This is a genomic window from Methylobacterium sp. 4-46, from assembly GCF_000019365.1.
Classification (GTDB): Bacteria; Pseudomonadota; Alphaproteobacteria; order Rhizobiales; family Beijerinckiaceae; genus Methylobacterium.
On record NC_010511.1, the window covers coordinates 71,496 to 95,711 of the forward strand.

The following is a 24,216-nucleotide window of genomic DNA, read 5'->3' on the forward strand; positions in this document are numbered from 1 at the left end:
CGCGTGGCCGCGCGGGCTCAGGCGAGGAAGCGCCGGAACGCCTCCGCGACGAGCGGGCTCGGCACCGCGTGGCCGCCGCTGAACGGCCGATAGGCGACGTCGTAGCCGTCCCGCGCCAGCGCGCCCGCCACCCGGTCGCCGCAGCGCGCGAAGGGCAGGACCGGGTCCTCCCGCCCGTGCGAGAGGAAGATCCGCGGCGTTCCCTCCCGGCGCGCGGGAGCGCAGAAGCCCGGCGAGAAGGCGAGGACGTCCCCGAACAGGGATCCGTTCGCGAGGCCGAGGGAGAGGGCGTAGGAGGCCCCGTCCGAGAAGCCCGCGACGGCGATGCGGGCGGGGTCGACGGCCTGGCGCGCGAAGAGCCGCCCGAGGGCCGCGTCCAGGAAGGCCACGTCCGGCCCGTAGCCGCGCTGGATCAGGTCCCAGGTCGCCCCCCGCGAATCCGGGACGAGGACCACGACCGCGTGCTGCTCCGCGCAGGACGCGACCATCGGCAGGACGTCCGCGGACGAGGCGCCCGCCCCGTGCAGCATGACGAGGAGCGGCGGTCGCCGCCCCGGCGGCGCGACGCCCGGCACCTGGACGAGCCCGTCGCGGGTGCCGCCGAGGCCGATCGCATTCGTCCCGGCCGGGAGCCCGGGTCCCGCCGCCGCGTCGGGCCTCGCCATCAGGATGCCCTGCGCATGGGCGGCCGCCTCGGGCATGGTCGCGCTCCCGCTCGTCCCGCTGCCGCGATCCCGGCGCACGCGCCCGATCGCATGTCATCAAAGCAAGATCGGCGGCCGCTGTTCCTGGATTTTTGGCGTGAAGGGTGATCCGGACCGCGATTGATCTGCGTGAATTGCCGGCGGAACGGCCGCAACGGCGCGGCGCGTGGAGGATGGACTGTGGCTCTGCTGATCCGGAACAGGAGGCCGGGTGACCCGTTGGTCAGGGCGGGTGCCGCGGGCCGCGACGGCCGGGGACCCGACCCGCTCCTTCCCTCAGGCGAGAGTGTCATGACGCAGACGAAACCGGAGCCGCGGCCCAACCTGAAGAGCTTCGACGCCTACGCGGACCGCAACGGCCAGGATTTCGGCCAGGACAGCCCGCTCGACGTGGCGAACCCGGAGGACCTGCAGCGGCGCATGAACGAGGAGCCCGACTGGGAGGCGGAGGTGGTCCGCATCGCCTCCGACCGGGCGCGCCTCGACGCCGTGTCGGGCGGCAGCGTCGGGACGGTCGAGGCGACCGAGGCGGAGACGCCGCCGGAAAATCTGAGGAAGCTCTCCGACCCCAGCTCGCGCGGCTGAGGCGGAAGCGGCCCTCGGCGCCCGGGCGCCGAGGGCCTCTCGCGTGGTGGAGGGCCGAGGCGCGGCCTCAGCGGCGGCGCCCGAGGCCGCTCGCCTTGGCGAGCTCGGAGCGCTGCGCCGCGTAGTTCGCCGCCACCATCGGGTAGTCGGGCGGGAGGCCCCACTTGTCCCGGTACTGCTCGGGCGTGAGCCCCCGCGTGCTCAGGTGACGCTTCAGGGACTTGTAGGGCCGGCCGTCCTCCAGCGAGATGATCGCGTCCGGCGTCACCGTCCTCTTGATCGGGATCGGCGGGACCGGCCGCTCGGGCTCGGGAGCCGGCGGCTGCCCGAGCCGCCCGAGCTGGTCGTAGACGGCCTGGATCAGGGCCGGCAGTTCGGCCACCGGGACACTGTTGTGGGAGACGTAGGCCGCGATGATATCCGCCGCCATCGTAATCGGATCGAGCTCGGTTGCGTACTCGTCACTCATCGAACGTACCGGGGGTTGCAAACCTCGGCTGTCTGTGACCGGGCCACCGGTGTGTCAACTGGATTTCACCAGATAACGGCTAAACGTTGCTCGGGCGATGATCGCGGCGGGTGCGGTTCATTCAGACGAGAGGTGGTGCGGGCGGGCGCTCGCCGGGTCCGCGGGGTCGTGCGCCGATGCGGAGGCCGATGCGGAGGATGGGGGCTGCGCGCGACCGGCCACCAGCGGCCACTCGGCCATGCGGGCGATCGGAATGCGGACTTCGAGCAGCAGGTCGTCGTCGAGGAGCCCCGGGGCGAGGGCGATCTGCGCCTCCGGGAAGGTGGCGAGGATGGCGGCCACCGCCGCGTCGATCTCGGCGTCGCGGTCGGGGCCGAACTCGATCAGCACGTGCTTCAGCAGACGGATCATCGCGCCTCTGTCGCATGCCGGGCGCGCCGCCCGCCAGTGCGGCGCGGGCACGCTCGCGCCCGGCTCGGCGGCCGATCATGAACCGTCCGATCCCGTCTCGGGCGTGCCGCGGGCCGGCACGGGCTTTGCGCGCGCCGCACCCGACCGGGTCAGCGCCCGCGGTCGAGGAGCGGCCAGGCGAGGAGGAGCAGCGCCGAGACCGGGAGCGCCACCGTCGCGGGGGCCAGCATCAGGAGCCCCAGCGCCAGGATGGTCAGCAGAGCGGCGGCGAGGCGCATCTGGGCGGACCTCCCCCTGGCGGCGCGCAGGACCAACGCGCCGGGCGCCCGGGCGCTCCGCCCGGCCGCCCCGGGGCGGGCGGCGTCATCCGACATCCGACGGATTGCTTCGCCATCTCCCATTTCGGCCATGCGGATGTCGGCTTCGCTCAGGCGCCGCGCTCAGGCGCCGCGCAGGCTCGTGATCCGGGATCCGCTTCGATCAAGCGGATCCCGGATCACTCGAGCGTGGGCCGCAGCACCTGCGCCTCGCGCTTGGTGGCGAGGATCAGGCTCGACTCGTCGGGCCGGTACCGGTAGCCGATGCCGAAGCCGAGCGGACGCGGCGGCTGCCGCCGGAACAGCTCGGCCAAGCGCGGCTGGTAGCGGCCGGCGAACAGGCCGATCGGGCCGGTGTAGCGGCCGTAGGGCCGCAGCTCCCACTCGGGCCCGAACATCGCCGCCGGCACGCCGGTATCGTCCTGCAGCAGCGTCGAGGTCTGCCGCAGCAGGAAGCGGCGCACCTCCGAGAAATGGCCGTCGTGCATCAGGTAGGAGGCGCTCTTCACGAGCCCGTCGCCGATCCCGAGCCGCTCGCAGAAGGGCGCGAGCCCGCTCTTGGGGAAGCCGTCATTGTCCAGGTTGGCGCTGAAATAGTAGAGCGTCTGGTCGGGCCCGCCGGGGCGCGCGAAGGTGATGCGGACCCCAGGCGTCCCCGCCCCGGCGGCGGCTCCCGCATTCAGGGTTCCCTGCGGATCGAGGTGCACGAACTCGACGCCGCGGATCGTCTTCCCGGCGCGGGCGAGGAAGACGTAGAGCACCGGCAGCGTCCCGGTCGCGGGGCTCGCCCGCAGGTCGTCGCGCATGCTGAGCGTGCGGAAGAAGCTGAAGTTCAGCACGGTGTGCAGCGAGGTCCTCAGGCTGCGCGTCACCGAAGCGAGGCTGCCGCGCGGCAGCTTCGCCGGGTCGGGCACGCTGCCGACCGGCTCGAGCCCGGCCAGCACGTAGGTCGAGGCGTCCGGGAAGAAGCTGTCCGCGTAGAGGAAGTCCGGCCCGCTGAACAGGTAGTAGACGGTGCCGCGGCGGGCCGTGAGGTTGGCCTGCGACCACGCCCGGATCTTCCCGAGCTGGCGCGTTTCGACCGTCCGGAAGGCGGCCGTGAAGGCGCCCGCGTGCTGCTTCCAGGCCGGGTCGGTTTCCAGCCGGGCGAGCATCGCGCCGGGCGGGGCCGGCATCCCGGCGAGGAAGCGCGCGGTCGCGTCCGGGCTCGGCGCCTCCGCGGCGGCGACGCCGAGGGGCAGGACCAGCAGGCTTGCGAGGAGGATCTGTCTCATTGCGAGAGCGCCTTGCGTGCGTCGCCCTGCGGCTGCGCGGCGGCGAGCCCGAAGAGCAGGAGGCCGGCGAGCATCATCAGCAGGCCCGCGAGGGATTCGAGCGGCCGGACCGCGAGCAGGTGGATCATCATGAACAGGGTCACGCCGAGGAAGATCGCCGGCGTGACCGGGTAGCCCCAGGCCCGGTAGGGCCGCGTCAGGTCGGGCCGCACGATCCGCAGCCGCACCAGCCCGAGCACGGTGAGGAAGGAGCAGAGCAGCAGGCAGACCTGGACGAAGTCGAGGACGGCCTCGAAGCTCCGGGTGAGGAGGAGCAGGCTGGCGATGCCCGCCTGCAGCACGATCGCGGCCCGGGGCACGCCGCCGGCGGAGCGCCGCGCCAGCGGCGCGAGGGGCGCGAAATCCTCCCCCATGGCGACGGTGACCCGCGGCCCGATCCAGGTCATGGCGCCGATGGTCGGGATCAGGCCGGCGCAGATCAGCGCCCCGACGACCCGCCCGCCCTCCTCCCCGAAGATGTGCCGGCCCGCGATCAGCGCGACGTCGATCTGTCCCGCGAGCTCCGCGACCGGCGTCGTGGAGAGGAAGACGGCGTTGAGCGCGACGTAGAGCAGGATCACCGTCCCGGTGCCGAGGAGGAGCGCCCGCGGCAGGCTGCGCTGCGGCTCCCGGATCTCGCCCACGATGTAGGTGGCGGCGTTCCAGCCCGAATAGGCGTACATCACGAAGACGAGGCTGACCGCGAAGGACGCGCTCAGCACCTCGGCGGGATCGAGCTGGCTCGGCGCGAAGCTGATCGGCTGCCCGCCGCCCCGCGCGAAGCCGGCCAGGATGAAGGCCAGGATGAGCGCGAGCTTGAGGAGCGTGAAGCCGACCTGGAAGGCCGTGCTGTGCCGCGCCCCGCGCAGGTGCACCGCCGCGACCGCCCAGACGACGCCGAGGCCGAGGAGGAGCGGCGGGGCCTCGGGCAGGATCGCGCGGGCGTACTGGCCGAAGGCCATGGCCGCGAGCGCGACCGGTGCCGAGAAGCCGACCGTCGCCGACAGCCAGCCCGCCTGGAACCCCAGGGCCGGGCCGTAGCAGCGGGTGAGGAAATTGTACTCCCCGCTCGAGCGCGGGAACATCGCGGCGAGTTCGGCGTAGCAGAACGCCCCGCACAGGGCGACGGCGCCCCCGATCACCCAGAGGAGGAGAAGGCCGAATCCGGACGAGATGTCCTTGACCTGAAAGCCCAGGCTGGTGAACACGCCGACGCCGACCATGTCGGCGACCACGATGCTCGTGGCGGCCAGGGTGGTGATCGTCGCGGCCGGCCGGGATGCTGTGGGAGGCTCAGTCATGACTGGTGTCCACGCCGGCCTCGAAAAAGCCACAGCCGCTATTCTTAAAGGATGAGCAGTTTACAAGCCGTATCCGCGCGCGGTTTTCGAATGAACACGGCCGCGTGCGGAGGAGAAGAGCGGGTCCGGTAAGACATCATTAACCATGTTCCGGCCATCGTCCGGCGGTCGGTGACGCGTCCGGGCGGGGCGGGACGGCGAGCGATGGGCGGGCAGATGGGCAGCGGGACCGGTCGGCGCCTCCCCGGCGAAGCGGGGCCTGAGACCCTCGTCGGGGCCTGGCTCCGGGCGGGCCACCGCGCCACCTCCCTGCGCGGCGCCGTCGCGGTGTGCGGCCCGGTGCCGTGGCCGGACGGGCCGGGCGACGCCGTCCCGTCGCCCGGCGCGGGCCTCCTGCCCTTCCGCCGCCCCACGACCCCGGCGGCCCGCTGGCGGCGCCGGAACCGCCACGTCGCCGCCGCGGCGCTGCTCGCCTTCCTGGGCGAGACGGCGGCCTGCCGGTCCCTCGTCGAGCCGTCGGCCGCGCCCGCCCCGCTCGCCGCCGCGCCCGCGCCCCCTGAGCGCTCCGCGGTCCTGGAGCGCTCCGCGACCCGGGAGCGCGCCGCGGTCGAGTCCCCCTCCGCGCCGGAGGAGCGCCCCGCCCGCGCGGGCGAGGTCGCGACGCCCGCGCCCGCGCGCCGGCCCGGCTTCGCCGGCACGACCGAACTCGTCGCCTTCGCGACGGCTCCGTTCCCGTACGACGGCGCGGTGCCCGAGCGCGGTCCCTTCCTCGACGTGGTCCGGGACGGGGCGCGCGGCCACCGCACCGCCCGCGGCCAGGTGCTGTGGGAGAGCGAGACCTTCAACGACAGCCGGGTGCTGATGCATGTTCCGGCGGGGTTCGACCCGAACCGGCCGGCGGTGCTCGTCCTGTACTATCACGGGCACGGGGCGATCCTGGGCCGCGACGTGCTGCTGCGCCAGCGCCTGCCCGCGCAGGTGACGGGCGCGGGCGTCAACGCGGTCCTGCTGGCCCCGCAATTCGCGGTCGATGCCCGCGATTCGAGCGCGGGACGGTTCTGGGAGCCGGGAGGTTTCGGCCGCTTCCTCGACGAGGCCGCCTCGCGGCTGGCGGAGCGGACGGGCGCCCCGCGCGGGCTCTTCGCCACGATGCCGGTCGTGCTCGTCGCCTATAGCGGCGGCTTCGCCCCGGCGGCCTGGAGCCTCAGGGACGCGGCCGGCGCGCGCCGCGTGCGCGGCGTCGTCCTCCTCGACGCCCTCTACGGCGAGGCCGACACTTACGCGGCCTTCGCGGCGCGCGGCGGCGGCCGTTTCCTGGTCAGCGCCTACACGCGGTTCACGGAGGCGCGCAACGCCGAGCTGGAGCGCGGCCTCGCCCGGCGCGGGGTGAGTGTCGGCCGGCAACTCCCCGAGACCCTCGCGGGCGGGGCGACCTTCCTTCCCGCCGGCCCCGACGTGACCCACGCCGATTTCGTCACGCAGGCCTGGGCCGAGGACCCGGTCGCCGACATCCTGCGCCGCCTGCCCCTCGACCGGCCGAGCGACGCCTCCCTCGCGGCCCTCGGGCGCTGAGGCAGGGGCCTCCCCGCAGCAGGTTGTATTCTCCGTCTTACGCACGCAGGGCGCGTGGCTCGCCGCGCGCCCGCGCGCTATGCTGGGCCGGAGGGACGGACAGAGGCCGGACGTGCGGGTTCTGAGACGGATGGCGCGGCGTTTGGTCGGGCGGGCGGGAGGTCCGCGGGCCGCGCAGGCGGACGAGGCCGAGGCGATCCGGCGCTCGGGCCTCCTCGACGTCAATTACTACCTGATGGAGGGACAGGACGTCCTGGCGGCCGGCCTCGACCCGGTGGTTCATTTCTGCGAATTCGGCTGGCGGGAGGGCCGCCGCCCCAACCTCTGCTTCGACCCGGCCTGATACCGGGCGCGCTACCTCGCGCGGGCGCCGCGGGCGGGTTCCCTCGCCAATCCCCTCGCCCATTACCTCGCCGGGGGCGAGGCGGCGGGCTGCCGGCCGATCGCGTATTTCGACCCGGCCTGGTACCGGCGGACCTACGGCGTCCCGGCCGGCACGACCGCCCTCGCCCATTACCTCGCGCATCGCCGCTCCCAGCGCGTCGCGCCGAACCCGCATTTCGACCTCGCCTACTACCTCGCGCGGCACGGGCGGGAGATCGGCCCGAACCGCGATCCCTTCGCGCATCTCCTGCGCTGCGGGGCGACCCGCGACCTCGACCCGTCGCCGCAATTCGACTCCGCCGCCTACCGGCGGGCCGCCATGCCGGCGGCCGCGACCGGCCCCGCGGACCTCACCGCGCACGAACTCCGCGTTCCCCTGGTGCACTTCCTCGACGCCTCGGCCCACCCCTGACGGGCGCGGGCCCCGTCAGGCGAGCCGGTCGAGGCGCAGGCGCTGGCGGTCGTCGGTCAGGGCGCGGCGGGCCAGGAGGGCGGTCGCGAGGGCCGCGAGGCCGCTCGCGCCGGCGAGCAGGAACAGCAGCAGGATCTGGTACTTCACCGCCTCGACCGGGTCCATGCCGGCCAGGATCTGCCCGGTCATGATCCCGGGCAGCGTGATGATGCCGGCGGCCGACATCTGGTTGATGACCGGCAGGAGCCCGCGGCGGACGGCCGTGCGGACGGGGCCCGCGACGGCCTCGGCGAAGGGCACGCCGAGCCCGAGCTGGGCCTCGATCGCCGCCCGCTCCCGCCGGACCCCGCCGAGCAGGCTGTCGAGCGTGAGGCTGGCGGCGTTCAGCACCGAGCCGAGCACGATGCCGGCGAGCGGGATCGCGTAGCGGGGATCGTACCAGGGCGTCGGGCGGATCGCCGTCGCGAGGGCGAGGCCGCAGGTCGCCGCCGTGGCGAGGAGCACGCCGCCGAGGCCGATGCCCTCGGTGACGAGGCCGCGGAAGCGCTGCTCGGGCCGCGCCGCCACCTCGCGCGCCGCCACGAGGCTCATCGCCAGCACCAGCACGAGGGTCGCGCGCGGGTCGTCGAGGGCGAAGACGAGGCGCAGCAGGTAGCCGACGCCGATCAGCTGGACGACCATCCGGGCCGCCGCCAGGGCGATCTGGCGGTGGAGGTCCAGGCGCAGGGCGAGCGAGAGGCCCGCATCCAGCACCACCAGGGCGGCCGCGAGGGCGAGGTCGGCGGCGCCGAGGCTGATCGGCGTCACGCCACCGCCTCGAGCCGCCGGCCCGCCATCCGCAGGCGCCGCGCGGCGAGCCGTCCGCTCTGCGCCGAGTCGTGCGAGACCATCAGGACGATCGTCCCCGCTGCCGCCCGCTCGCGCAGCACGGCCTCGACGGACGCGGTCGCGACCGGATCGAGGGGGCCGGTCGGCTCGTCGAGCAGCAGGGCCGGCGGGGTCAGGACCAGGGCGCGGATCAGCGCGAGGCGCTGGCGCTCGCCCGTCGAGAGGGTGGCGACCGGGCCGTCGAGGCAGCCGGCCGGAAGGCCGAGCCGCGCGGCGAGGGAGGCGGCCGCGCCGCGCCGCCCGGGCGCGAAATGCGCGGCCCCGGTCTCGCCCCACCAGCCGGATTCGGCCGCCACGTAGGGAACGAGCCGGCGCCATTCCGGGGCCGGCATCGCCGCGCGGCAGCGCCCGTCGAGCCGCACGCGCCCGCAATTCACGTCGAGATCGGCGATCATGCGCAGGAACAGGCTCTTGCCGGCACCCGAGGGGCCCGCGATGGTCACGATCTCCCCGGGCGCGACGGACAGGTCGAACGGGCCGGCGAGCGGGCTGCGCAGCGCCTCCACCTGCAGGCCGCGCGGGCCCTCGCGCTCCCTGCCCGGCCCGGGCGCCGGGGCGTCCGTCCGCCCCCGTGCTGCGATGCTCAATCCCGGCCTCCTCCGCCCGCCGCGCCGGCCCCGTTTAGCGCGGCGCGGGCGCCGTGCCAGCGCCGGACGTCACGGCCACCGCCGCGGCGGGCCGCCGGCCGCCCACGCGCCGGCCGGCCTCCTCATCCCCCACAGCTACGATTCGTCGCGCGTTGCCGCTCTGTTCCCGTGCGTTGATGCAGCGCCGCGGCCACGGCGCGGCAGCGACGCGAAGGGGTGTGGATGAGCGGGAACGGCGTGATCGGGGCCGCGGAGCGGGAATCGGTGCTGGAGCGGCAGCGGACCCTGAAGATGGCGAGGTCGGCCCACGCCTACGTGCGGGGCAACACCCTGAAATTCTACGAGTGGCTGGGTACCCTCGCGCGCGGCACCCTGCCCGAGGGGCCGCCGGTCTGGATCTGCGGCGACTGCCACCTGGGCAATCTCGGTCCGCTGGCCGATGCGGAGGGCCGGGTCGAGATCCAGATCCGCGACCTCGACCAGACGGTCATCGGCAACCCGACCCACGATCTCGTGCGGCTCGGCCTGTCCCTCGCCAGCGCCGCCCGCGGCTCGAACCTGCCGGGCGTCGTCACGGCGCGGATGCTCGACGAGATGGTCCGCGGCTACGCGCTCGGCCTCGCCGGCCCCGCGGCGCGGGAGGGCGCGCAGGAGGCCGCCCAGGAGGCCGCGCAGGAGCCCGAGGTGGTCAGGGTGGTCCGCCGCCGCGCCCTCGGGCGGCGCTGGAAGCACCTCGCCCGCGAGCGGCTGAAGGATGTCGAGCCGGCGATCCCCCTCGGCCGCAAGTTCTGGGCCCTGGAGCCGACCGAGCGCGAGGCCATCGAGGCGCTCTTCCGCAGCGAGGGCGTGCGCGACCTCGTCCTGGCGCTCAACCGGCGCAGCCCGCAAGCGGAGGTGCGCCTGATCGACGCCGCCTACTGGATGAAGGGCTGCAGCTCGCTCGGCTTCCTGCGCTACGCGGCGCTGGTGCGCATCGCCGAGCCCGAGGGGCGCAGCCTCGCCCTGGTCGACCTGAAGGAGGCCGTGCGGGCCGCCGCGCCGCCGGCGCCCGGCGTTCGGATGCCCGAGGATCCCGCCGAGCGGGTCGTGGCGGGCGCGCGGGCCCTGTCGCCGGCCCTCGGCGAGCGCATGCTGCCGGCCCGGCTCCTCGGCCGCCCGGTCGTGCTGCGCGAACTTCTGCCCCAGGATCTCAAGCTCGACGTGGACCAGTTCAGCCGCGAGGAGGCCGTCGCGGCGGCCCATTACCTCGCCCGCGTGGTCGGCCGGGCGCATGGCGGGCAGATGCCCGAGGCCGACCGCGCGGCGTGGCGGGAGGAGGTGCTGCGCGACCGGCGCCAGGCCGATGGCGCGCCGTCCTGGCTGTGGTCGAGCGTCGTCGAGCTCGCGGGGCGCCACGAGGTCGGCTACCTGGAGCATTGCCGGCGCTATGCCGAGGCCGCCTGACCGCGGCGCCCCGCATCGGCCGGCCCTCGGCGGCCCGTCCCGAGGGGCTCCATATCCGGGGCGAGGGCCCGGCAGGCGGCCGCGAAGCCGCCCGCGCTGACGACCCGGATCTCGGCCGCGCGGGCGGCCCCGCCCGCCAGGATCGCGGCCCCGCCCGCCAGGAGCGCGGCCGAGCGCGCGAGGGCGCGGCACAGGAGGGTGCGACGGATCACGGGCCTTCTCCTTCGAGGCGGGAGGACGTCGCGGGAGCGAGGCGCCCGAACCGCGCGCCCGTCGAGCCGAGCCGTCCTGCGGCCCCTCCGTCAGGCCTGGAACTCGGGATCCACCGGGATCTGCATCGCGGTGACGAGGGCGTTGGTCTCGGACGCCATGCCGATCACGGCGAGCAACTCGCCGTGCTGCGCCTCGCTCATGCCCTTGGCGCGCGCCGCGGCGGTGTGCGAGTGGATGCAGTAGCTGCAGCCGTTCGCGGTCGACACCGCGATGTAGATCAGCTCCTTGGTCAGCGGGTCGAGGGCGCCGTCCGCCGCCATCACCTGCTTGAGGCTCCTCCAGATGCGCTCCAGCACCGCGGGCTGGTTGGCCAGGCCGCGCCAGAAGTTGTTGATGAAGGGAGAGCCGCGCGTCGCCCGGATGTCGTCGAACACCGCCTTGACGCGCGGATCGGCCTCGGCCTCGCCGTCGCTCCACAATCTCACGGTCGCCATGCCCTCGCGCTCCTCGCTGGTCGGGGTTCGGGCTCAACGCTGCCGGAACAGGGGGAGCGCGTCCACCGAGGCGTCGGGCGCGCTCCCGGCGCCCGGCGCCTGCCCCAACTCCTGCGCCTGCCCCAACTCCGGTGCCTGGGCGCGCAGCCAGCGCGCGAGGGCCGCCACGACGTGGTCCTGCTCGGCCGGTGTGAGCGGGCGGCCGGGCGGGATGCGGTGCCACTTCGCCAGGCAGCCCCGGCAGCAGGTTGCCGTGGCGTGCTGGGCGACGAAGACGGGGTGGCCCCGGAACGGCGTCTGCTTGCCGTCCCGGTCCGGTCGGGCCGGCGCGAGGCGCCGCGCCACGAAGTCCCGCGCATGGGCGGTCATCCCGGCCCACCCGATCCGGCGAAGGACGTCCCGCTCGGCCGCTCCCAGGCCGAAGCGCCGCCGGAAGGCCGAGTGCGGGAGCCGGTCGAACACCTCGTCGAGCGACCGCATCGCTGAGCCCTCCCCACTTCCTCGCAATCGGATGCCCGCCCGGGAGCGGCGGCGCAAGCCGGAGGCGGCGCCGGCCCGGCCTTATCTCTCCCGGTTCTCTCTTGCTTCGAACAGCCTTTCCCGACGTATAATGGCCCAGGAGGGCGGGCCATGACCAGACATACTCAGATCACGCGTGCCAATCGTTGCCGCGATACGACACGCGAGAGGCTGTGGCGCAACCTGATGGTGCGTGAGGTAGACCTTCGATGCTTGGCGCGGTCGATGGAAGCGCTGTCGAGATCCTATGCATTGCTGAATCAGCCGCTCTCTTCCGCCTGGGCCGGTGCGCCGAGGCCGCGCCTGCCGCGCCCGTGAGGGTGGCCACCGGGGCCGCGCCGGGCGGCCCCGGTGGCCATCAGGCCGTCCCGAGCAGGTCGAGGATCCGGCGGCGGGCCTCGACCAGGGCGGGATCATCGCGGTGGCGCGGGCAGGGATGGTCGTGGGCGAGATCCGCCCGGATGCGTGCCGGCCGGTCCGAGAACACCAGAACGCGACCGGCGAGCATCGGCGCCTCCTCGACGTCGTGGGTGACCAGGAGGGCGGCGAAGCCCTTCTCCTGCCAGAGCCGCAGCAATTCGGCCTGCATGGTCAGGCGGGTCAGCGAGTCGAGTTTGCCCAGGGGCTCGTCAAGGAGCAGCAGCGGCGGCTCGTTCACGAGGGCGCGGGCGAGCGCCACGCGCTGGGCCATGCCGCCCGAGAGCTGATGCGGGAAGGCGTCCGCGAAGGGCGACAGCCCGACCAGCGCCAGGGCGGCGGCGGCGCGGTCGCGGGCCAGGACGCCGCTTGCCTCCGGCCCGACCGCCACGTTCCCGGCGACGCTGCGCCAGGGATAGAGGGCTGGGTCCTGGAACACCACGCCCCGCGACGGGTGAGGCCCCTCCAGGGGGGCGCCGTTCACCGCCCGGGTCGCCTCGGGGACGTGGAGCGCGCGCGACCGCTCGGTCCGCGCGTCAAGGTCGCGGCGCCGCCGCGTTGCGGGCCGACACCGTATCGGTTGCGTATCGACACTCGCGGGAACTTTCCGTTGCCCGGCTCGCGCCCTCGGCGCAGCTCGATCGACTGCCTGTAAATTTTTTATCAGCGGGAAATAGTCAGCGTCAACGAGACGAATATATTCTTGTAACGAGAGATCTTGGTAATTTCATCCTCGCGGCGCGGGCCGGGGAGGAGGCCGACCCGCGCGCCGGCCTCAATGGGCCATCAGGACCGGGATCTCCGCCCGCGCCACCACGTGCCTTGTCACGCCGCCGAGCAGGAGCTGGCGCACGCGGCTATGCGTGAAGGCCCCCATCGCGAGCAGGGTCGCGCCGCGCCGCGCGGCCTCCGCCAGGATCCCCTCCCCCTCGGTCTCGCCGGGCGCGAGGCGCACCCGGGCCGAGTCGGCCTGGATGCCGTGCCAGTGCAGATAGGCGCCGAGGTCGGCGAGCCGGGTCTCGCCGCTGCGGGCCGTCTCGGCCTCGATCACCGTGACGCGGTCCGCCTCGTGCAGGAGGGCGATCGACTGCGCGACGAGGTGCGTCGCCTCCAGGCTGCCGTTCCAGGCGATCACCACGTGGCGCAGCAGGTCGTCCGGCACGGCCTCGCCGACCATCAGGACCGGCCGCCCGACCGCGAACAGGGCCGTGTCGAAGGCGGCCTCGGTGAAGGGCGTCCCGGCCCGCGGCCGCCCCACCACGACGAGGTCGTGGATGCGCCCGAGCATGGTCAGGGCGTGGTCCGCGTCGCCCTCGACCTCCGTCCAGCGCAGGAAGGTGGCGTCGAGGCGCTCGGGCGCGTCGGCGAGCGGGATCCCCTCCCGGCCGCACCAGGCGGCGACGCGCTCGCGCGCCTGCGCGGCGGCGAGGCGCTGCCCCTCCTTGATCGCCGAGACGGTCAGGGAGGAGGCGGGCAGCCCGGCGAGCGGGGCCAGGACCTGCTCCACCGTCGGGGCGAGATAGGCCACGGTGACGTGGGCGCGAAGCCGCCGCGCGAGCCGCCCCGCGGCGTCGAGCGCGGGCGATGGGTCGAGGTCGGCCGCGAGCGGCACCAGAATGCAGCGCATCACCATGGTTCGTCTCCTCCGATCCCCGGAGGATGCGCCCGTCCGCCGCCGCTGCCTTGCGCCGGATCAATCTCCGCGTGTGGACGCGCCGCTTTCAGCCGCGCGCCGCCGCGTCCGCGGCGAGGCGGAAGCGGCGCAGGGCGAGCACCAGGAAGAGGCCGCCCATCAGCGCGATCAGCACGAGCCGCGGCCAGACCACGCCGAACCCCGCCCCGCGGTAGAGGATCGCCTGCGCGAAGGCGACGTAGTGCACCGTCGGCGAGGCCTGCAGGATCCGGGCGAGCCAGGCCGGCATGCTCTCCAGCGGCGTGTTGCTGCCCGACAGCATGGCGAGCGGCAGGTAGACGAGGAGGTAGAGCAGGCCGAGCTGCGGCATCGAGCGGGCGAGCGTGCCGAGGAACAGGCCCACCGCCGTCGCGAAGAACAGGTAGACCGCGGTGCCGGTTAGGAAGAGCGGCACGGAGCCGGCGATGGGCACGTGCAGCAGCCGGCGCACCACGATCTCGACCGAGGCCGCCACCGCCACGAGGATGACCGCGCCGTTGGCCCAGACCTTCGCCATCGCGATCTCGAAGGGCCGCACGGGCATCACCAGCAGGTGGTCGAGGGTGCCGTGCTCGCGCTCGCGCACGATCGCCGCGCCCGCCAGGATGATGGCCAGCATGGTGACGTTGTTGATGATGCCCATCACGCTGGTGAACCAGGGCGTCTCGGTGTTGGGATTGTAGGCGACCCGCGACGCGAGGGTGACCGGCGCGGGCCCGGCCCGCCCGGCCCGGGCGAGGAAGCCCGAGATCTCCTCGAGGATGATCTGCTGCGCGTAGGAGGCGCCGAGCCCGGCCTGCACCATGGCGGTGGCGTCGATGTCGAGCTGGAGGGCGGCGGGGCGCCGGTCGAGGAGGTCGCGCTCGAAATTCGGCGGGATGTCGAGGACCAGGGTGTAGCGCCCGGCATTCATCGCCGGGACGATGTCGCGCTCCGCCAGCGGCTGCGGCCGGCGGAAGACCGGCGGCAGGAAGGCGCCGGCGATGCGGCGCGAGAGGGCGGAGCGGTCCTCGTCGACGATCCCCACCGAGGCGTTGCGGACCTCCTGCGAGCTGCTCTGCGCCTGCATCAGGATCGCGAGCGAGAAGCTGTAGATCACGAGGCCGAGCATCACGGTGTCGCGCAGGACGCTGCGCAGCTCCTTGGTGCCGAGCCAGAAGATGGTGAGGGCGGAGCGCATCGGGCCCATGCCTCAGCGCTCCTGCCGGGGCAGCATCAGGAGCGCGAGCCCGGTCAGCGCCGGCACGAACAGCGCGAGGGCGACGAGGTTCGGGGCGAGGTCCGCCAGGCCGAGACCCTTGGTGAAGGTGCCGACGCTCAGCGGCAGGTAGTAGGTCATCGGGAAGAGGCCGCCGATCACCCGCGCCCCGCCCGCCAGGGAGGAGACCGGGACCAGCATGCCGGCGAACATCGTCGCCGGCACCACGGTCAGGATCGCGGTGCCGAACAGGGCCGCGATCTGCGTGCGCGCGAAGGTCGAGACCAGCATCCCGTACGCGGTCGTCGCCGTCACGTAGAGCAGGGTCCCGGCCGCCAGCGTCGCGAGGCTGCCCTTGAGCGGCACGCGGAACACGAGTTCCGCCATGGCGAGCATCAGCCCGAAATTCAGCATGGCCAGCGCCACGTAGGGCAGCTGCTTGCCGACCAGGAATTCGAGGCGCGTCACCGGCGTGACGAACAGGTTGGTAATCGAGCCGAGCTCCCGCTCCCGCACCACGGCGAGCGCCATCAGGATCGCCGGGATCAGGGCGAGCTGGAGCGCGATCTGGGCCGGCACCATCGCGTAGACGCTATTGAAGCTCTGGTTGTACTTGAAGCGCAGCGCGACCTCGGCCGGGGGGCCGGGGCGCGGGGGCACCCGCAGCAGCCTGTCCTCCAGCGCGCTCTCGTTCAGCGCCGAGAGGTAGCCCCGGATCGTCTGGGCGACGAAGGGCCGCGCGCCGTCGATCCAGGCGCCGACCTCGGTCGGGCGGCCATGGGCGAGGTCGCGGCCGAAATGCGGGGGGATCTCCAGCGCCGCCGCGATCTCGCCGCTGGCGAGCCGGCGCGCGAGTTCGGCGTCGTCGGCGAGCGGCGCCCGCTCCTCGAAGTACGGCGACCCGCGCAGGGCCGACAGGTAGGCGCGGCTGGCGTGGCTGTGGTCGCGGTCGAGCACCGCGAAGGTGAGGCTGTTCACGTCGGTCGAGATGCCGAAGCCGAAGACCAGCATCAGGAAGCTCGTGCCCAGGATCGCGAAGCCGAGGCGGACGCGGTCGCGCAGGAGTTCGAGCGTCTCGCGGATCGCGCAGGCCCGCAGGCGGCGCAGGCTGAAGGCCCGCGCCGGCCCGGCCCGGGGCGCCTCCCGGGGGGCGATCCAGGCGGGCGGGCCCGCGGCGGCGCCGCGCTCGGCGGCGGCCTCCTCCAGGCAGGCGATGAAGGCCTCCTCCAGGCTCGCCGCGCCCCGCGCCCGGATCAGGCCCGCGGGCGTGTCGGTCGCCAGCACCCGGCCGGCATCCATCAGGGCGATGCGGTCGCAGCGCTCCGCCTCGTTCATGAAATGGGTCGAGACGAAGATCGTGACGCCGCGGCGGCGCGCGAGGTCGGTGAGGAGGTCCCAGAACTGGTCGCGGGCGATCGGGTCGACGCCGGAGGTCGGCTCGTCGAGGATCAGCAGGTCCGGCGCGTGCACGATGGCGACCGCCAGGGACAGCCGCTGGCGCAGGCCGAGGGGCAGGTCCTCGGCCGCGTGGTCGGCATGGTCGGCGAGGCCGCATTCCGCGATCAGCTCGGCGACCCGGGCCCGCGCGGCCGCGGCCGGCAGGCCGAACAGGCGCGCGTGCAGGTCGAGGTTCTGCCGGACGGTGAGTTCGGCGTAGAGCGAGAAGGCCTGCGACATGTAGCCGACCCGCTTGCGGGTCGCGAGGTCGCCCGGATCGAGCGGCCGGCCGAACAGCAGCGCCTCGCCCTCGCTCGGCGGCAGCAGCCCGGTCAGCATCTTCATGGTCGTGGTCTTGCCGCAGCCGTTCGAGCCGAGGAAGCCGAAGATCTCCCCGCGCCCGATGCTGAAGTTCACCCGGTCGACCGCCGTGAAGGCGCCGAAGCGGCAGGTCAGGCCCCGCGCCGTGATGATCGGCTCGCCCGCACCCTGCGGCCGCGGCGGCGCGGGGGCGCGGGGCGCGGGCGGCGCCCCGTCCGAGATCAGCGCCACGAAGGCCGCCTCGATGTCGTGCGTGCCGGTCGCCCGCTTCAGCGCGGCGGCCGAGCCCGTGGCGACGATCCGGCCCGCATTCATCGCCACGAGCCAGTCGAACCGCTCCGCCTCCTGCATGTAGGCGGTCGCCACCAGCACCGAGAGGCCGGGGCGGCTCTCGCGGATCCGGTCGATCAGGATCCAGAACTGGCGGCGGGAGAGCGGGTCGACGCCGGTCGTGGGCTCGTCGAGGATCAGCAGGTCGGGCTCGTGGATCAGCGCGCAGCACAGCCCGAGCTTCTGCTTCATCCCGCCCGACAGCTTGCCGGCCGGGCGGTCCGCGAAGGGCGCGAGCCCGGTCGCGGCGAGGAGCGCGCCGATGCGCGCCTCCCGCTCCGGCCCGGCCTGCCCGAACAGGCGCGCGAAGGTCAGGATGTTCTCGCGGATGCTGAGGTCCGGATAGAGGTTCCGCCCGAGCCCCTGGGGCATGTAGGCGACGCGCGGGCAGATCGCCGCCCGGTGGGCGGGATCGGCGATGTCGCCGCCGAGCACGCGGGCCCGGCCCTGCTGGATCCGCCGCGCCCCGGCCAGGATCGCGAGCAGCGAGGACTTGCCGACGCCGTCCGGGCCGATCAGCCCGACGACGCACCCCGCCGGGAGCGACAGCGTGACCGCGTCGAGGGCGCGGCGCTTGCCGTAGCGATGCGAGAGCCCCTCGACGCGGGCGACGGGGCCGGCATCCGGTGCGGCCCGCGTCATCGGGCGCTCGCCAGCGGCAGGCTCGGCGGCGCGCTCGGGGCGAGGCGCGCCGGCCAGGCGGCGGCGGCGTCGGTGCGCACGTAGCCGATCCCGGGCAGCCCCGCCCGCACCAGGGCCTCGCGGCCCTTCAGGCGCTCCGGATCGACGCGCAGGCGGATGCGGAACATCAGCTTGTCGCGCTCGTCGCGGGTCTCGACGGTCTTGGGCGTGAACTGCGCGCGGCTCGCCACGAACACCACCTTGGCCGGGATGACGTGGTCCGGATAGGCGTCGAGGACGATGCGTCCCTCGGCCCCGAGCGTCACCCGCCCGGCCTCGGCGGTCGGCAGGTACAGGTCCATGTAGACGTAGCCGGCATCCAGCATGGTGAGGACCTTGCCGCCCGCGGCGAGCACCTCGCCGACATTGGCGATCCGGTACTGGATCGGCCCGTCGCGGGGGGCGGTCAGGGAATTGTCCGCGATGTTGACCCGGTAGAAGTCGACGCTGTGGCGGGCGGCATCGAGGGCGTGGCGGGTCGCCCCGACCCGGGCCGCGGCGGCGTCGCGCGCCGCGACGGCGCCCGCGGCCGCTTCCCGGGCGGCCGCCAGGGCGTGCTCGGCCGCGCCGATCCGGGCGCGGGCCGCGGCCTCCGCCGCGAGGGCAACGTCCACGACCTGCTGGCGGGTATCGAGGGTCTCGTGGGTGGCGAAGCCCTTGCCCACGAGGGTGCTGGTGCGCGCCAGTTCCTGCTTGGCGAGCCGCAGCCGGCTCTGCTCCTGCTGCAGGTTGGCATTCGCCTCGTCGAGGGCGCGCTGGGCCCTGGCGACCGTCGCCTCGCTGCTGCGGATGGCGGTCTCCTGCTGGGCGAGGGTCCTGTCGGCCTCCTCGACCGCCTGGGCGGCCTGGCCGGCCATCGCCTCGGCCTGGCCCATCTGCGCCTGCAGGTCCCGCGTGTCCATGACGGCCACGACCTGACCGGCCCGGACGAGGTCGCCCTCGTCGGCGAGGACCTGGGCGAGGCGCCCGGCGAACTTCGTGCTGATGTCGATCTCGTCGGCTTCGAGGCGGCCGTTCCCCTGCGCGAAACCCGCGGGAAGCCAGGGCTGGTGGGCGCGCCACCACGCGTAGCCCCCGCCGCCCGCCCCGAGCAGGAGCGCGGCGAGGACGGCGAAGCGCAGGGCTCGCCGGGCGGCGGGGATGCGCGGGACGGGGCGGGGCGCGGCCGCGGGCGGCGGCGGCACGGGCACGAGGGATCGGGCGGCGGATGCCGGCCCGTCCGGCCGCACCGAGACCTCGGGCGACGCCTCGGCAGGGGGGGAGGTGGTCACGATCGCTCCTCTCGCGGTGGTCCGGGGAAGCGGTGCCTCCGGCAGGGTCGAGGATCGGGCCGGCGCGGCGCCCGAGCCGGTTCGGGCGGCGCGGCCGCCGAGTCCCGACCCCTCGCGCGGATGGCCCGACCGAGCGCCGGATCACCATGCCCGCAGGATAGGGACCGCTGCGGCGCACGGGATTGATCTGGATCAGGGGGCGTGCCCCCCGCGCGCGGCAACGTCCGGCTGGACGCGCCCGCTTGCGCTGGATCAATGCCCGCGCGAGCGGGCGCGCCATGGTCGCTGCTTCGAGGTGCGGGATTGCTCGAATGCGCAGGTTCACGGTCGATTTTCGCAAGGTCGTCTCGGACGACACCGGGCACGAGCGCTGCGTCCTGCAATGGACCTGCGTCGTCCGCGGCTTCTCGGAGGCCCAGGCCATCCGGGAGGCCAAGCTGATGCTGTGCCACAGCCTGGGCGTGGCGGATTGGCGGGTCCGGGCCGACAGCTGTCAGGCGCGCGAGATCGCCGACAAGGTGGCGTGATCCGCAATCCGACGGATTGCGTCGCGATGCGGATGTCGGCATCTCACGCGCCGCGCGGGCTGGTCATACGACATCCGACGGATTGCTTCGCCATCTCCCATTTCGGCCATGCGGATGTCGGCTTCGCTCACGCGCCGCGCGGGCTTGGGATCCGCTGTCCGGACGATCACCGGACAGCGGATGAGACGGGTTCAGGCCGGATCCGCCGCGCCGGGAGCGGCCGCGCGCCGCAGGATCCAGTCGAGGATCCCGGGCCAGAGCCGCGCATGGGCCGCGGGCCCGACCAGGGGCCCGAGATGCTGCAGCATCGGGCCGGGCTCGCCCTCGTAGGTCAGCAGCTCGGCGGGCGGGCCGGCGACCGCGGCGAGGCCGCGGCGCAGGGACTCGGGCGGGACGATGAGGCCGGAGGGATTGAGCACGGCCAGGATCGGCGCCCTCACTCCGGCGAGCCCGACCCTGTGCGCGCCGACCCGCAGCGTGCCGGCCAGGAACCGGTCCTCCCGGTACAGCTGGGCCAGCACGTCCTCGAAGAACGGCCCGGGCAGCGCGAACTCGTCGAGGGCCCAGCGGGCCACGCGGGCATGCACCGCGAGCGCGAGCGGATCGCCGAGGCAGGCGGCGAGATCGAGGGCCGGCTGGAGGCGGAACACCTCCGGTGCGGCCTGCAGGCTGAGCGCGGTGATGACCGATCCGGGCACCGGGTCGCCGAGGGTCGCGCGCAACCCGGCCAGGTCGGGGATCTCGCGCGCGGCCCGGGCGAGCGGCCCGCCGGCCTCCCCGAAGGCGAGCGGCGCGTCGAGGAGGACGAGTCCGGCCACCGCGCCAGGGTGACGCGCCGCGCAGATCGCCGCGAGGGTGCCGCCCAGCGAGTGGCCGGCGAGGATGGGCGCGGCCCCGCCCGTCTCGGCCGCGATCGCGGCCAGCGCCTCGCTCGGGATGCGGTCGGCGTAGTCGGCGAGGCCCCAGCGATCCTCCGGCGCGGCCGGATCGCGCCACGCGACGAGGTAGACGCGCAGGCCGCGCGCGAGGCAGCGCCGCACCACGCTCACCGGCGGCATCAGGTCCCAGATGTAGGGCCGCTTGAAGGGCGCGGGACAGATCAGCAGGACGGGCCCGTCTTCCCGCTCGCGCGCGTGGTAGGCCCGCAGCTGCGCGCCGGGCAGGTCCGCGACGCTCCGCCAGGGCGTTTCCTGCGGCCCGTAGCCGAGCGCGTCGGCCATCCGCCCAGTCTGGCGGCGCATCTCGTCCAGCCACGCCGTCACGCGCGCCCGAGGCTCCCGCGCGGCGCGCCGAGGGGATCCTGGCGCCGCGGGCCGCGCATCGGGGACAACGGCGGCGCCGGCGCGGAGTTGCGCCCCCGCCGGGCGCGCCGCAACCGGGCTTTCGCCGCCGTCGCCCGCGGCACGGCGCGCTCCCGTCAGGCCGCGTCCATCACGGCCTCGCCGGACAGCCCCTCCGCCTGCAAGTGCCACATCTGCGCGAACAGGCCGCCCGCCTGGCGCAGGTCCCGCACCGTCCCGTCCTCGACGATGCGGCCCTCGTTGACCACCAGGATCCGGTCGAAGGCGGTCAGCGTCGACAGGCGGTGGGCCACCGCGATCACCGTGTGGTCGCGCATCAGCCGCACGAGCGCGGCCTGGATCGCCATCTCGGTCTCGGTGTCGAGGGCCGAGGTGGCCTCGTCGAGGAGCAGGATCGGGGCGCGCTTGAGCAGGGCGCGGGCGATGCCGATGCGCTGGCGCTGCCCGCCGGAGAGGCGCGCGCCCCGCTCGCCCACGATCGTGTCGTAGCCCTCGGGCAGGCGGCGCACGAAGCCGTCGCAGGACGCCGCCCGGGCCGCCGCGCACACCGCCTCGGCGCTCGCCTCCGGCCGCGCGAAGCGGATGTTGTCCATCACCGAGCGGTGCAAGAGCCCGATCTCCTGCGGGACGACCGCGAGCGCCGCGCGCAGCGAATCCTGGCTCACCCCCGCGATCGGCTGGCCGTCGATGCGGATCTCGCCCTCGTCCACGTCGTGGAGCCGCTGGAGCAGCTGCACGAGGGTCGACTTGCCCGCCCCCGAGGGCCCGACGATGCCGACCTTCTGGCCCGCCGGGATGGTGAGGCTGACCTCCCGCAGCGCGGGCCGGCCCGGCCCGTACGCGAAGGTGACGTTCGCGAGCGTGATCGCCCCGCCGCGCGACCGCAGGGCGGGCGCGGCGGGCGCGTCCCGCACGGTGCAGGGCTTGGCGATCACCGCGAGCGTCTCCTCGATGAAGCCGAAATGCTGGGCGAGGTCGACCAGCGAGAGCGCCATGTCCTTCGAGGAGTGCAGGATCCGCAGGGTCAGGCTCGCCACCAGCACGACGCTGCCCGCGCTCGCGCCGCCGCGGCTCCACAGGACGAGGGTCCAGGACAGGATGCCGGCCGCCAGGACCCAGAGCGCGACGTCGTGGATGAGGCGCGCCTTCTCCAGGTAGAGCCAGCTGCGGCGCTGGGCCGCCGCCTCGCGCCGGAAGCCGGCCTCCAGCCGCGCCCGCTCGCGGCTCCGGGCCGAGAAGGCCTTCACGGTCCACATCTGCGTGATGGTGTCGACGAGGTCGCCGGCGATCGTCGCCGCCTCGCCCGAATAGGCGCGGTGGAGCGGCCGGCCCCGGGCGCCGAACCAGATCAGCCCGCCCGTGACGACCAGGATCAGGGCGACGAGCGCCAGGGTGAGGAATCCGTCGAGGCTCGCGAACACGACGACGGCGCCCGCCACGTCGACGACCGGCGGGACGATGCGCCAGACCAGGGTGTTGACGAGGGCGCCGACATTGCCGGCCGTCGCGGTGATGCGCTGGCCGAGCGACCCGGCGAGGTTCTCGGCGAAGTAGCGCATCGCCTGGCCACCGAGGTGGTCGAACAGCTCGGCGCGCAGGTCGACCCCGACGCCCACCGTGGTGCGGCAGGTCAGCCAGCCGGTCAGGCGGGCGAGCGCCGCCTCCAGGGCGATCAGCACCAGGAACAGGGCGAGCGCCGCGAGGGCGGCCCGCCCGAGTTCCGGCGGTCCGGCGAGGGCGTCGACCAGGAGCTTCAGCCCGACCTGCTGCCCGACCCCGCAGGACGCGCAGGCGACGACGAGCAGGAACAGCAGGCCGAAATGCCAGCGCCACGCGCGCAGGTGGCGCAGGATGAAGCGCCCGCCGCTCTGCAGATGCGCCGGCCCGGCCCCCTCCTCCGCAATCCCCGCCGCTCCCGCTTCAGGCCGCATCGGTCTCCTCCTGCGCGGAGCCGGCGAAGCGGGCCCGCTGCTCGCGGATCTCGCGGGCGAGCGGGCCGTCCGTCCGGCGCGCGCCCGCCTCGTCGGGGGCCGAGAGGAGCCCCACCGCGCAGGGCCGCTCGTTCTCCCAGCCCGGATAGTCGAGGATCGGGTAGAGGCAGATCCCGAGCACCGGCACGCCCGCGGCGCGCGCCGCCCGCACCTCGCCGCAGACGTAGTGGAGCCAGGCCGGCCGCGCGCTGCCCTCCGCCCCCGTCTCGGCGACCAGGAGCGGCCGGCCGTAGCGCGCATGCGCCTCGGCGAGGAGGGCCCGGAAGGGCCGGTAGGCGTGGTGGCCGAGCGGGACGGTGCCGCCGCCATGGACCCACTGGTTGTCCGGGTAGAAGTTGAGGCCCACCACGTCGAGCGCGTCCGGACCGCCGCCGAGGTCGGGGGCGAGCCGGCCGCTCGCCATGTCGAGCGCCTCGTACTGCACCTCCCGGTAGGCGGCCGCCGCCGCCGCGCTGCCCGCCTCGGGGCCGCCGACCACGTGGATCGCCGGCTCGGCGTGCGGGAACCGGGCCTCCGGCTCGACCTCGCGCACCGCCCGGGTCGCCGCCAGGGAAGCGCGCACGAGCTGGCGCTTCAGCGCCGCCCCGCAGCCGGTCGCGCAGGGCCCGATCCGGCCGACCTCGCCGCCGGCCCAGGCCCAGTAGGAGATCTCGTTCACCGGGCACAGGAACGGGGGCGCGCCGGAGACTGCCCGCACCTGCCGCGCCGCCGCGGCCGCGAAGGCGGCGAAGCGGCTCACGAAGGCCTCCGACCAGATGTCGAGATCGTCGGGCCAGCCGTAATGGCAGAGGTCCCAGATCACCCGCATCCCGGCCTCGCGCGCCGCCTCCAGCAGCGGCAGGGCGCTCGACCAGTCGTAGCGCCCGGGCTCCGCCTCGATGCGGTGCCAGCGCAGGCCGTCGCGGGCGGCCAGGAGGCCGTGCCGCGCCAGGGCGCGGTAATCGGCGAGCGCGTGCCGGTCGTGCCCGGTCGCCGCCAGGAGGTCGAGGCGCCGCCCGTCGGCGCGGCGATGCGTGGAGCACTCGAAGCCGCCCAGGAACACGCTCCCGAACGGCGAACCGGGTGCGGGCGCCCTCGTCGGTGGGCAGATCATGGGCGGGCAGATCATGGGCGGGCAGATCATGGGCCCGCCGGCCCCGCGGGGACGGGCACGGGCGCCGCGGTCCGGCCGGTGCGCCCGCTGCCGCCATCCCCCCGTTCAAGCATCGCCCGACGCCCCGCACCGGGCCCGATCGCCCGCGACCCTGTCAAATCGGTGCGCCGCCGCACCGTTCCGCGATGCTGACCGGAAAGATCTGATCCCGCAGATACGGCTCAAAATAAACATAAATCGACCTTGGCTCAGAGACTTCTTCGGCTGCGCCGAAGCCAGCACATCCACATTCAACTGCGTTAATCGGTCCGGGAAAAATAGATCTGGCCGCTCGCAGAACCGAGCCTTCGGCTTTGGCGTTGAGG

Annotated in this window: 23 protein-coding genes and 1 pseudogene; 5 read left to right on the plus strand and 19 right to left on the minus strand. The window is 74.5% G+C overall.

Annotated elements, in window-relative coordinates:
* Nucleotides 1-17: 17 nt before the first annotated feature.
* The gene (locus M446_RS00315; RefSeq protein ID WP_012330068.1) at nt 18-701 is read right to left on the minus strand and encodes an alpha/beta hydrolase; all 684 of its coding nucleotides are present in this window, start codon (nt 699-701) and stop codon (nt 18-20) included.
* Nucleotides 702-995: 294 nt separating this feature from the next.
* Here M446_RS00315 and M446_RS00320 point away from each other — a divergent pair, with 294 nt between their 5' ends.
* The gene (locus M446_RS00320) at nt 996-1,289 is read left to right on the plus strand and encodes a hypothetical protein (RefSeq protein WP_012330069.1); all 294 of its coding nucleotides are present in this window, start codon (nt 996-998) and stop codon (nt 1,287-1,289) included.
* Between the two features lie 67 nt (nt 1,290-1,356).
* Here M446_RS00320 and M446_RS00325 read toward each other — a convergent pair whose 3' ends face one another.
* The 5 genes from M446_RS00325 to M446_RS00345 all read right to left on the minus strand — a co-directional run bounded on the left by M446_RS00325 (nt 1,357) and on the right by M446_RS00345 (nt 5,100).
* On the minus strand, nt 1,357-1,758 hold the full coding sequence (locus M446_RS00325; RefSeq protein ID WP_012330070.1) for a MucR family transcriptional regulator: 402 nt from the start codon (nt 1,756-1,758) through the stop codon (nt 1,357-1,359).
* Between the two features lie 117 nt (nt 1,759-1,875).
* The gene (locus M446_RS00330) at nt 1,876-2,169 is read right to left on the minus strand and encodes a hypothetical protein (protein WP_012330071.1); all 294 of its coding nucleotides are present in this window, start codon (nt 2,167-2,169) and stop codon (nt 1,876-1,878) included.
* 149 nt (nt 2,170-2,318) lie between these two features.
* The gene (locus M446_RS38630) at nt 2,319-2,447 is read right to left on the minus strand and encodes a hypothetical protein (RefSeq protein ID WP_265576495.1); all 129 of its coding nucleotides are present in this window, start codon (nt 2,445-2,447) and stop codon (nt 2,319-2,321) included.
* 218 nt (nt 2,448-2,665) lie between these two features.
* Entirely contained in the window at nt 2,666-3,760 is a 1,095-nt protein-coding gene (locus M446_RS00340; RefSeq protein ID WP_012330073.1) for a hypothetical protein, read from the minus strand.
* Nucleotides 3,757-5,100, minus strand: coding sequence for an APC family permease (locus M446_RS00345; RefSeq protein WP_012330074.1), 1,344 nt, complete (start codon nt 5,098-5,100; stop codon nt 3,757-3,759). Before M446_RS00345 ends, M446_RS00340 begins: the two co-directional genes overlap by 4 nt.
* Before the next feature lie 204 nt (nt 5,101-5,304).
* Here M446_RS00345 and M446_RS00350 point away from each other — a divergent pair, with 204 nt between their 5' ends.
* Nucleotides 5,305-6,672, plus strand: a complete 1,368-nt coding sequence (locus tag M446_RS00350) for a hypothetical protein (protein WP_012330075.1) — start codon at nt 5,305-5,307, stop codon at nt 6,670-6,672.
* 130 nt (nt 6,673-6,802) lie between these two features.
* Nucleotides 6,803-7,015 (plus strand): hypothetical protein, encoded by a 213-nt coding sequence (locus M446_RS38635; RefSeq protein ID WP_265576496.1) that lies wholly within the window; start codon nt 6,803-6,805, stop codon nt 7,013-7,015.
* 468 nt (nt 7,016-7,483) lie between these two features.
* Here the strand turns inward: M446_RS38635 and M446_RS00360 are convergent, their stop codons facing one another.
* Both M446_RS00360 and M446_RS00365 read right to left on the minus strand, forming a co-directional pair.
* Nucleotides 7,484-8,275, minus strand: coding sequence for an ABC transporter permease (locus tag M446_RS00360; protein ID WP_012330076.1), 792 nt, complete (start codon nt 8,273-8,275; stop codon nt 7,484-7,486).
* On the minus strand, nt 8,272-8,943 hold the full coding sequence (locus tag M446_RS00365; protein WP_012330077.1) for an ATP-binding cassette domain-containing protein: 672 nt from the start codon (nt 8,941-8,943) through the stop codon (nt 8,272-8,274). Before M446_RS00365 ends, M446_RS00360 begins: the two co-directional genes overlap by 4 nt.
* Before the next feature lie 222 nt (nt 8,944-9,165).
* Here M446_RS00365 and M446_RS00370 point away from each other — a divergent pair, with 222 nt between their 5' ends.
* The gene (locus tag M446_RS00370) at nt 9,166-10,386 is read left to right on the plus strand and encodes a DUF2252 domain-containing protein (RefSeq protein ID WP_012330078.1); all 1,221 of its coding nucleotides are present in this window, start codon (nt 9,166-9,168) and stop codon (nt 10,384-10,386) included.
* Here M446_RS00370 and M446_RS00375 read toward each other — a convergent pair.
* The 8 genes and pseudogenes from M446_RS00375 to M446_RS00410 form a co-directional block, all read right to left on the minus strand.
* Nucleotides 10,368-10,598, minus strand: a complete 231-nt coding sequence (locus M446_RS00375; protein WP_012330079.1) for a hypothetical protein — start codon at nt 10,596-10,598, stop codon at nt 10,368-10,370. The two genes, M446_RS00370 and M446_RS00375, sit on opposite strands and share 19 nt — an antisense overlap.
* A gap of 90 nt (nt 10,599-10,688) precedes the next feature.
* Nucleotides 10,689-11,093, minus strand: coding sequence for a carboxymuconolactone decarboxylase family protein (locus M446_RS00380; protein WP_012330080.1), 405 nt, complete (start codon nt 11,091-11,093; stop codon nt 10,689-10,691).
* A 33-nt stretch (nt 11,094-11,126) separates the two neighbouring features.
* Nucleotides 11,127-11,573, minus strand: coding sequence for a DUF4186 domain-containing protein (locus M446_RS00385; protein WP_012330081.1), 447 nt, complete (start codon nt 11,571-11,573; stop codon nt 11,127-11,129).
* 397 nt (nt 11,574-11,970) lie between these two features.
* A pseudogene (locus M446_RS00390) lies at nt 11,971-12,540 on the minus strand (ABC transporter ATP-binding protein); the annotation flags it as partial.
* Between the two features lie 264 nt (nt 12,541-12,804).
* Nucleotides 12,805-13,662: a universal stress protein gene (locus tag M446_RS00395; protein ID WP_012330082.1), complete on the minus strand. Its 858-nt coding sequence runs from the start codon at nt 13,660-13,662 to the stop codon at nt 12,805-12,807.
* Nucleotides 13,663-13,750: 88 nt separating this feature from the next.
* On the minus strand, nt 13,751-14,890 hold the full coding sequence (locus tag M446_RS00400) for an ABC transporter permease (RefSeq protein WP_012330083.1): 1,140 nt from the start codon (nt 14,888-14,890) through the stop codon (nt 13,751-13,753).
* Nucleotides 14,891-14,893: 3 nt separating this feature from the next.
* Entirely contained in the window at nt 14,894-17,629 is a 2,736-nt protein-coding gene (gene rbbA, locus M446_RS00405) for a ribosome-associated ATPase/putative transporter RbbA (RefSeq protein ID WP_012330084.1), read from the minus strand.
* Nucleotides 17,626-18,939, minus strand: coding sequence for an HlyD family secretion protein (locus M446_RS00410; RefSeq protein WP_012330085.1), 1,314 nt, complete (start codon nt 18,937-18,939; stop codon nt 17,626-17,628). Before M446_RS00410 ends, rbbA begins: the two co-directional genes overlap by 4 nt.
* 311 nt (nt 18,940-19,250) lie before the next feature.
* Here M446_RS00410 and M446_RS00415 point away from each other — a divergent pair, with 311 nt between their 5' ends.
* Nucleotides 19,251-19,466, plus strand: coding sequence for a hypothetical protein (locus M446_RS00415; RefSeq protein WP_012330086.1), 216 nt, complete (start codon nt 19,251-19,253; stop codon nt 19,464-19,466).
* A gap of 191 nt (nt 19,467-19,657) precedes the next feature.
* Here M446_RS00415 and M446_RS00420 read toward each other — a convergent pair whose 3' ends face one another.
* From M446_RS00420 to M446_RS00430, 3 genes are all read right to left on the minus strand, one after another.
* Nucleotides 19,658-20,728, minus strand: coding sequence for an alpha/beta fold hydrolase (locus M446_RS00420; protein ID WP_012330087.1), 1,071 nt, complete (start codon nt 20,726-20,728; stop codon nt 19,658-19,660).
* A 155-nt stretch (nt 20,729-20,883) separates the two neighbouring features.
* The gene (locus M446_RS00425) at nt 20,884-22,698 is read right to left on the minus strand and encodes an ABC transporter ATP-binding protein (RefSeq protein ID WP_012330088.1); all 1,815 of its coding nucleotides are present in this window, start codon (nt 22,696-22,698) and stop codon (nt 20,884-20,886) included.
* Nucleotides 22,688-23,851 carry a beta-glucosidase gene (locus M446_RS00430; RefSeq protein ID WP_043701950.1) on the minus strand — a complete coding sequence of 388 codons (1,164 nt, stop codon included), beginning with the start codon at nt 23,849-23,851 and terminating at the stop codon, nt 22,688-22,690. Before M446_RS00430 ends, M446_RS00425 begins: the two co-directional genes overlap by 11 nt.
* Nucleotides 23,852-24,216: the final 365 nt, after the last annotated feature.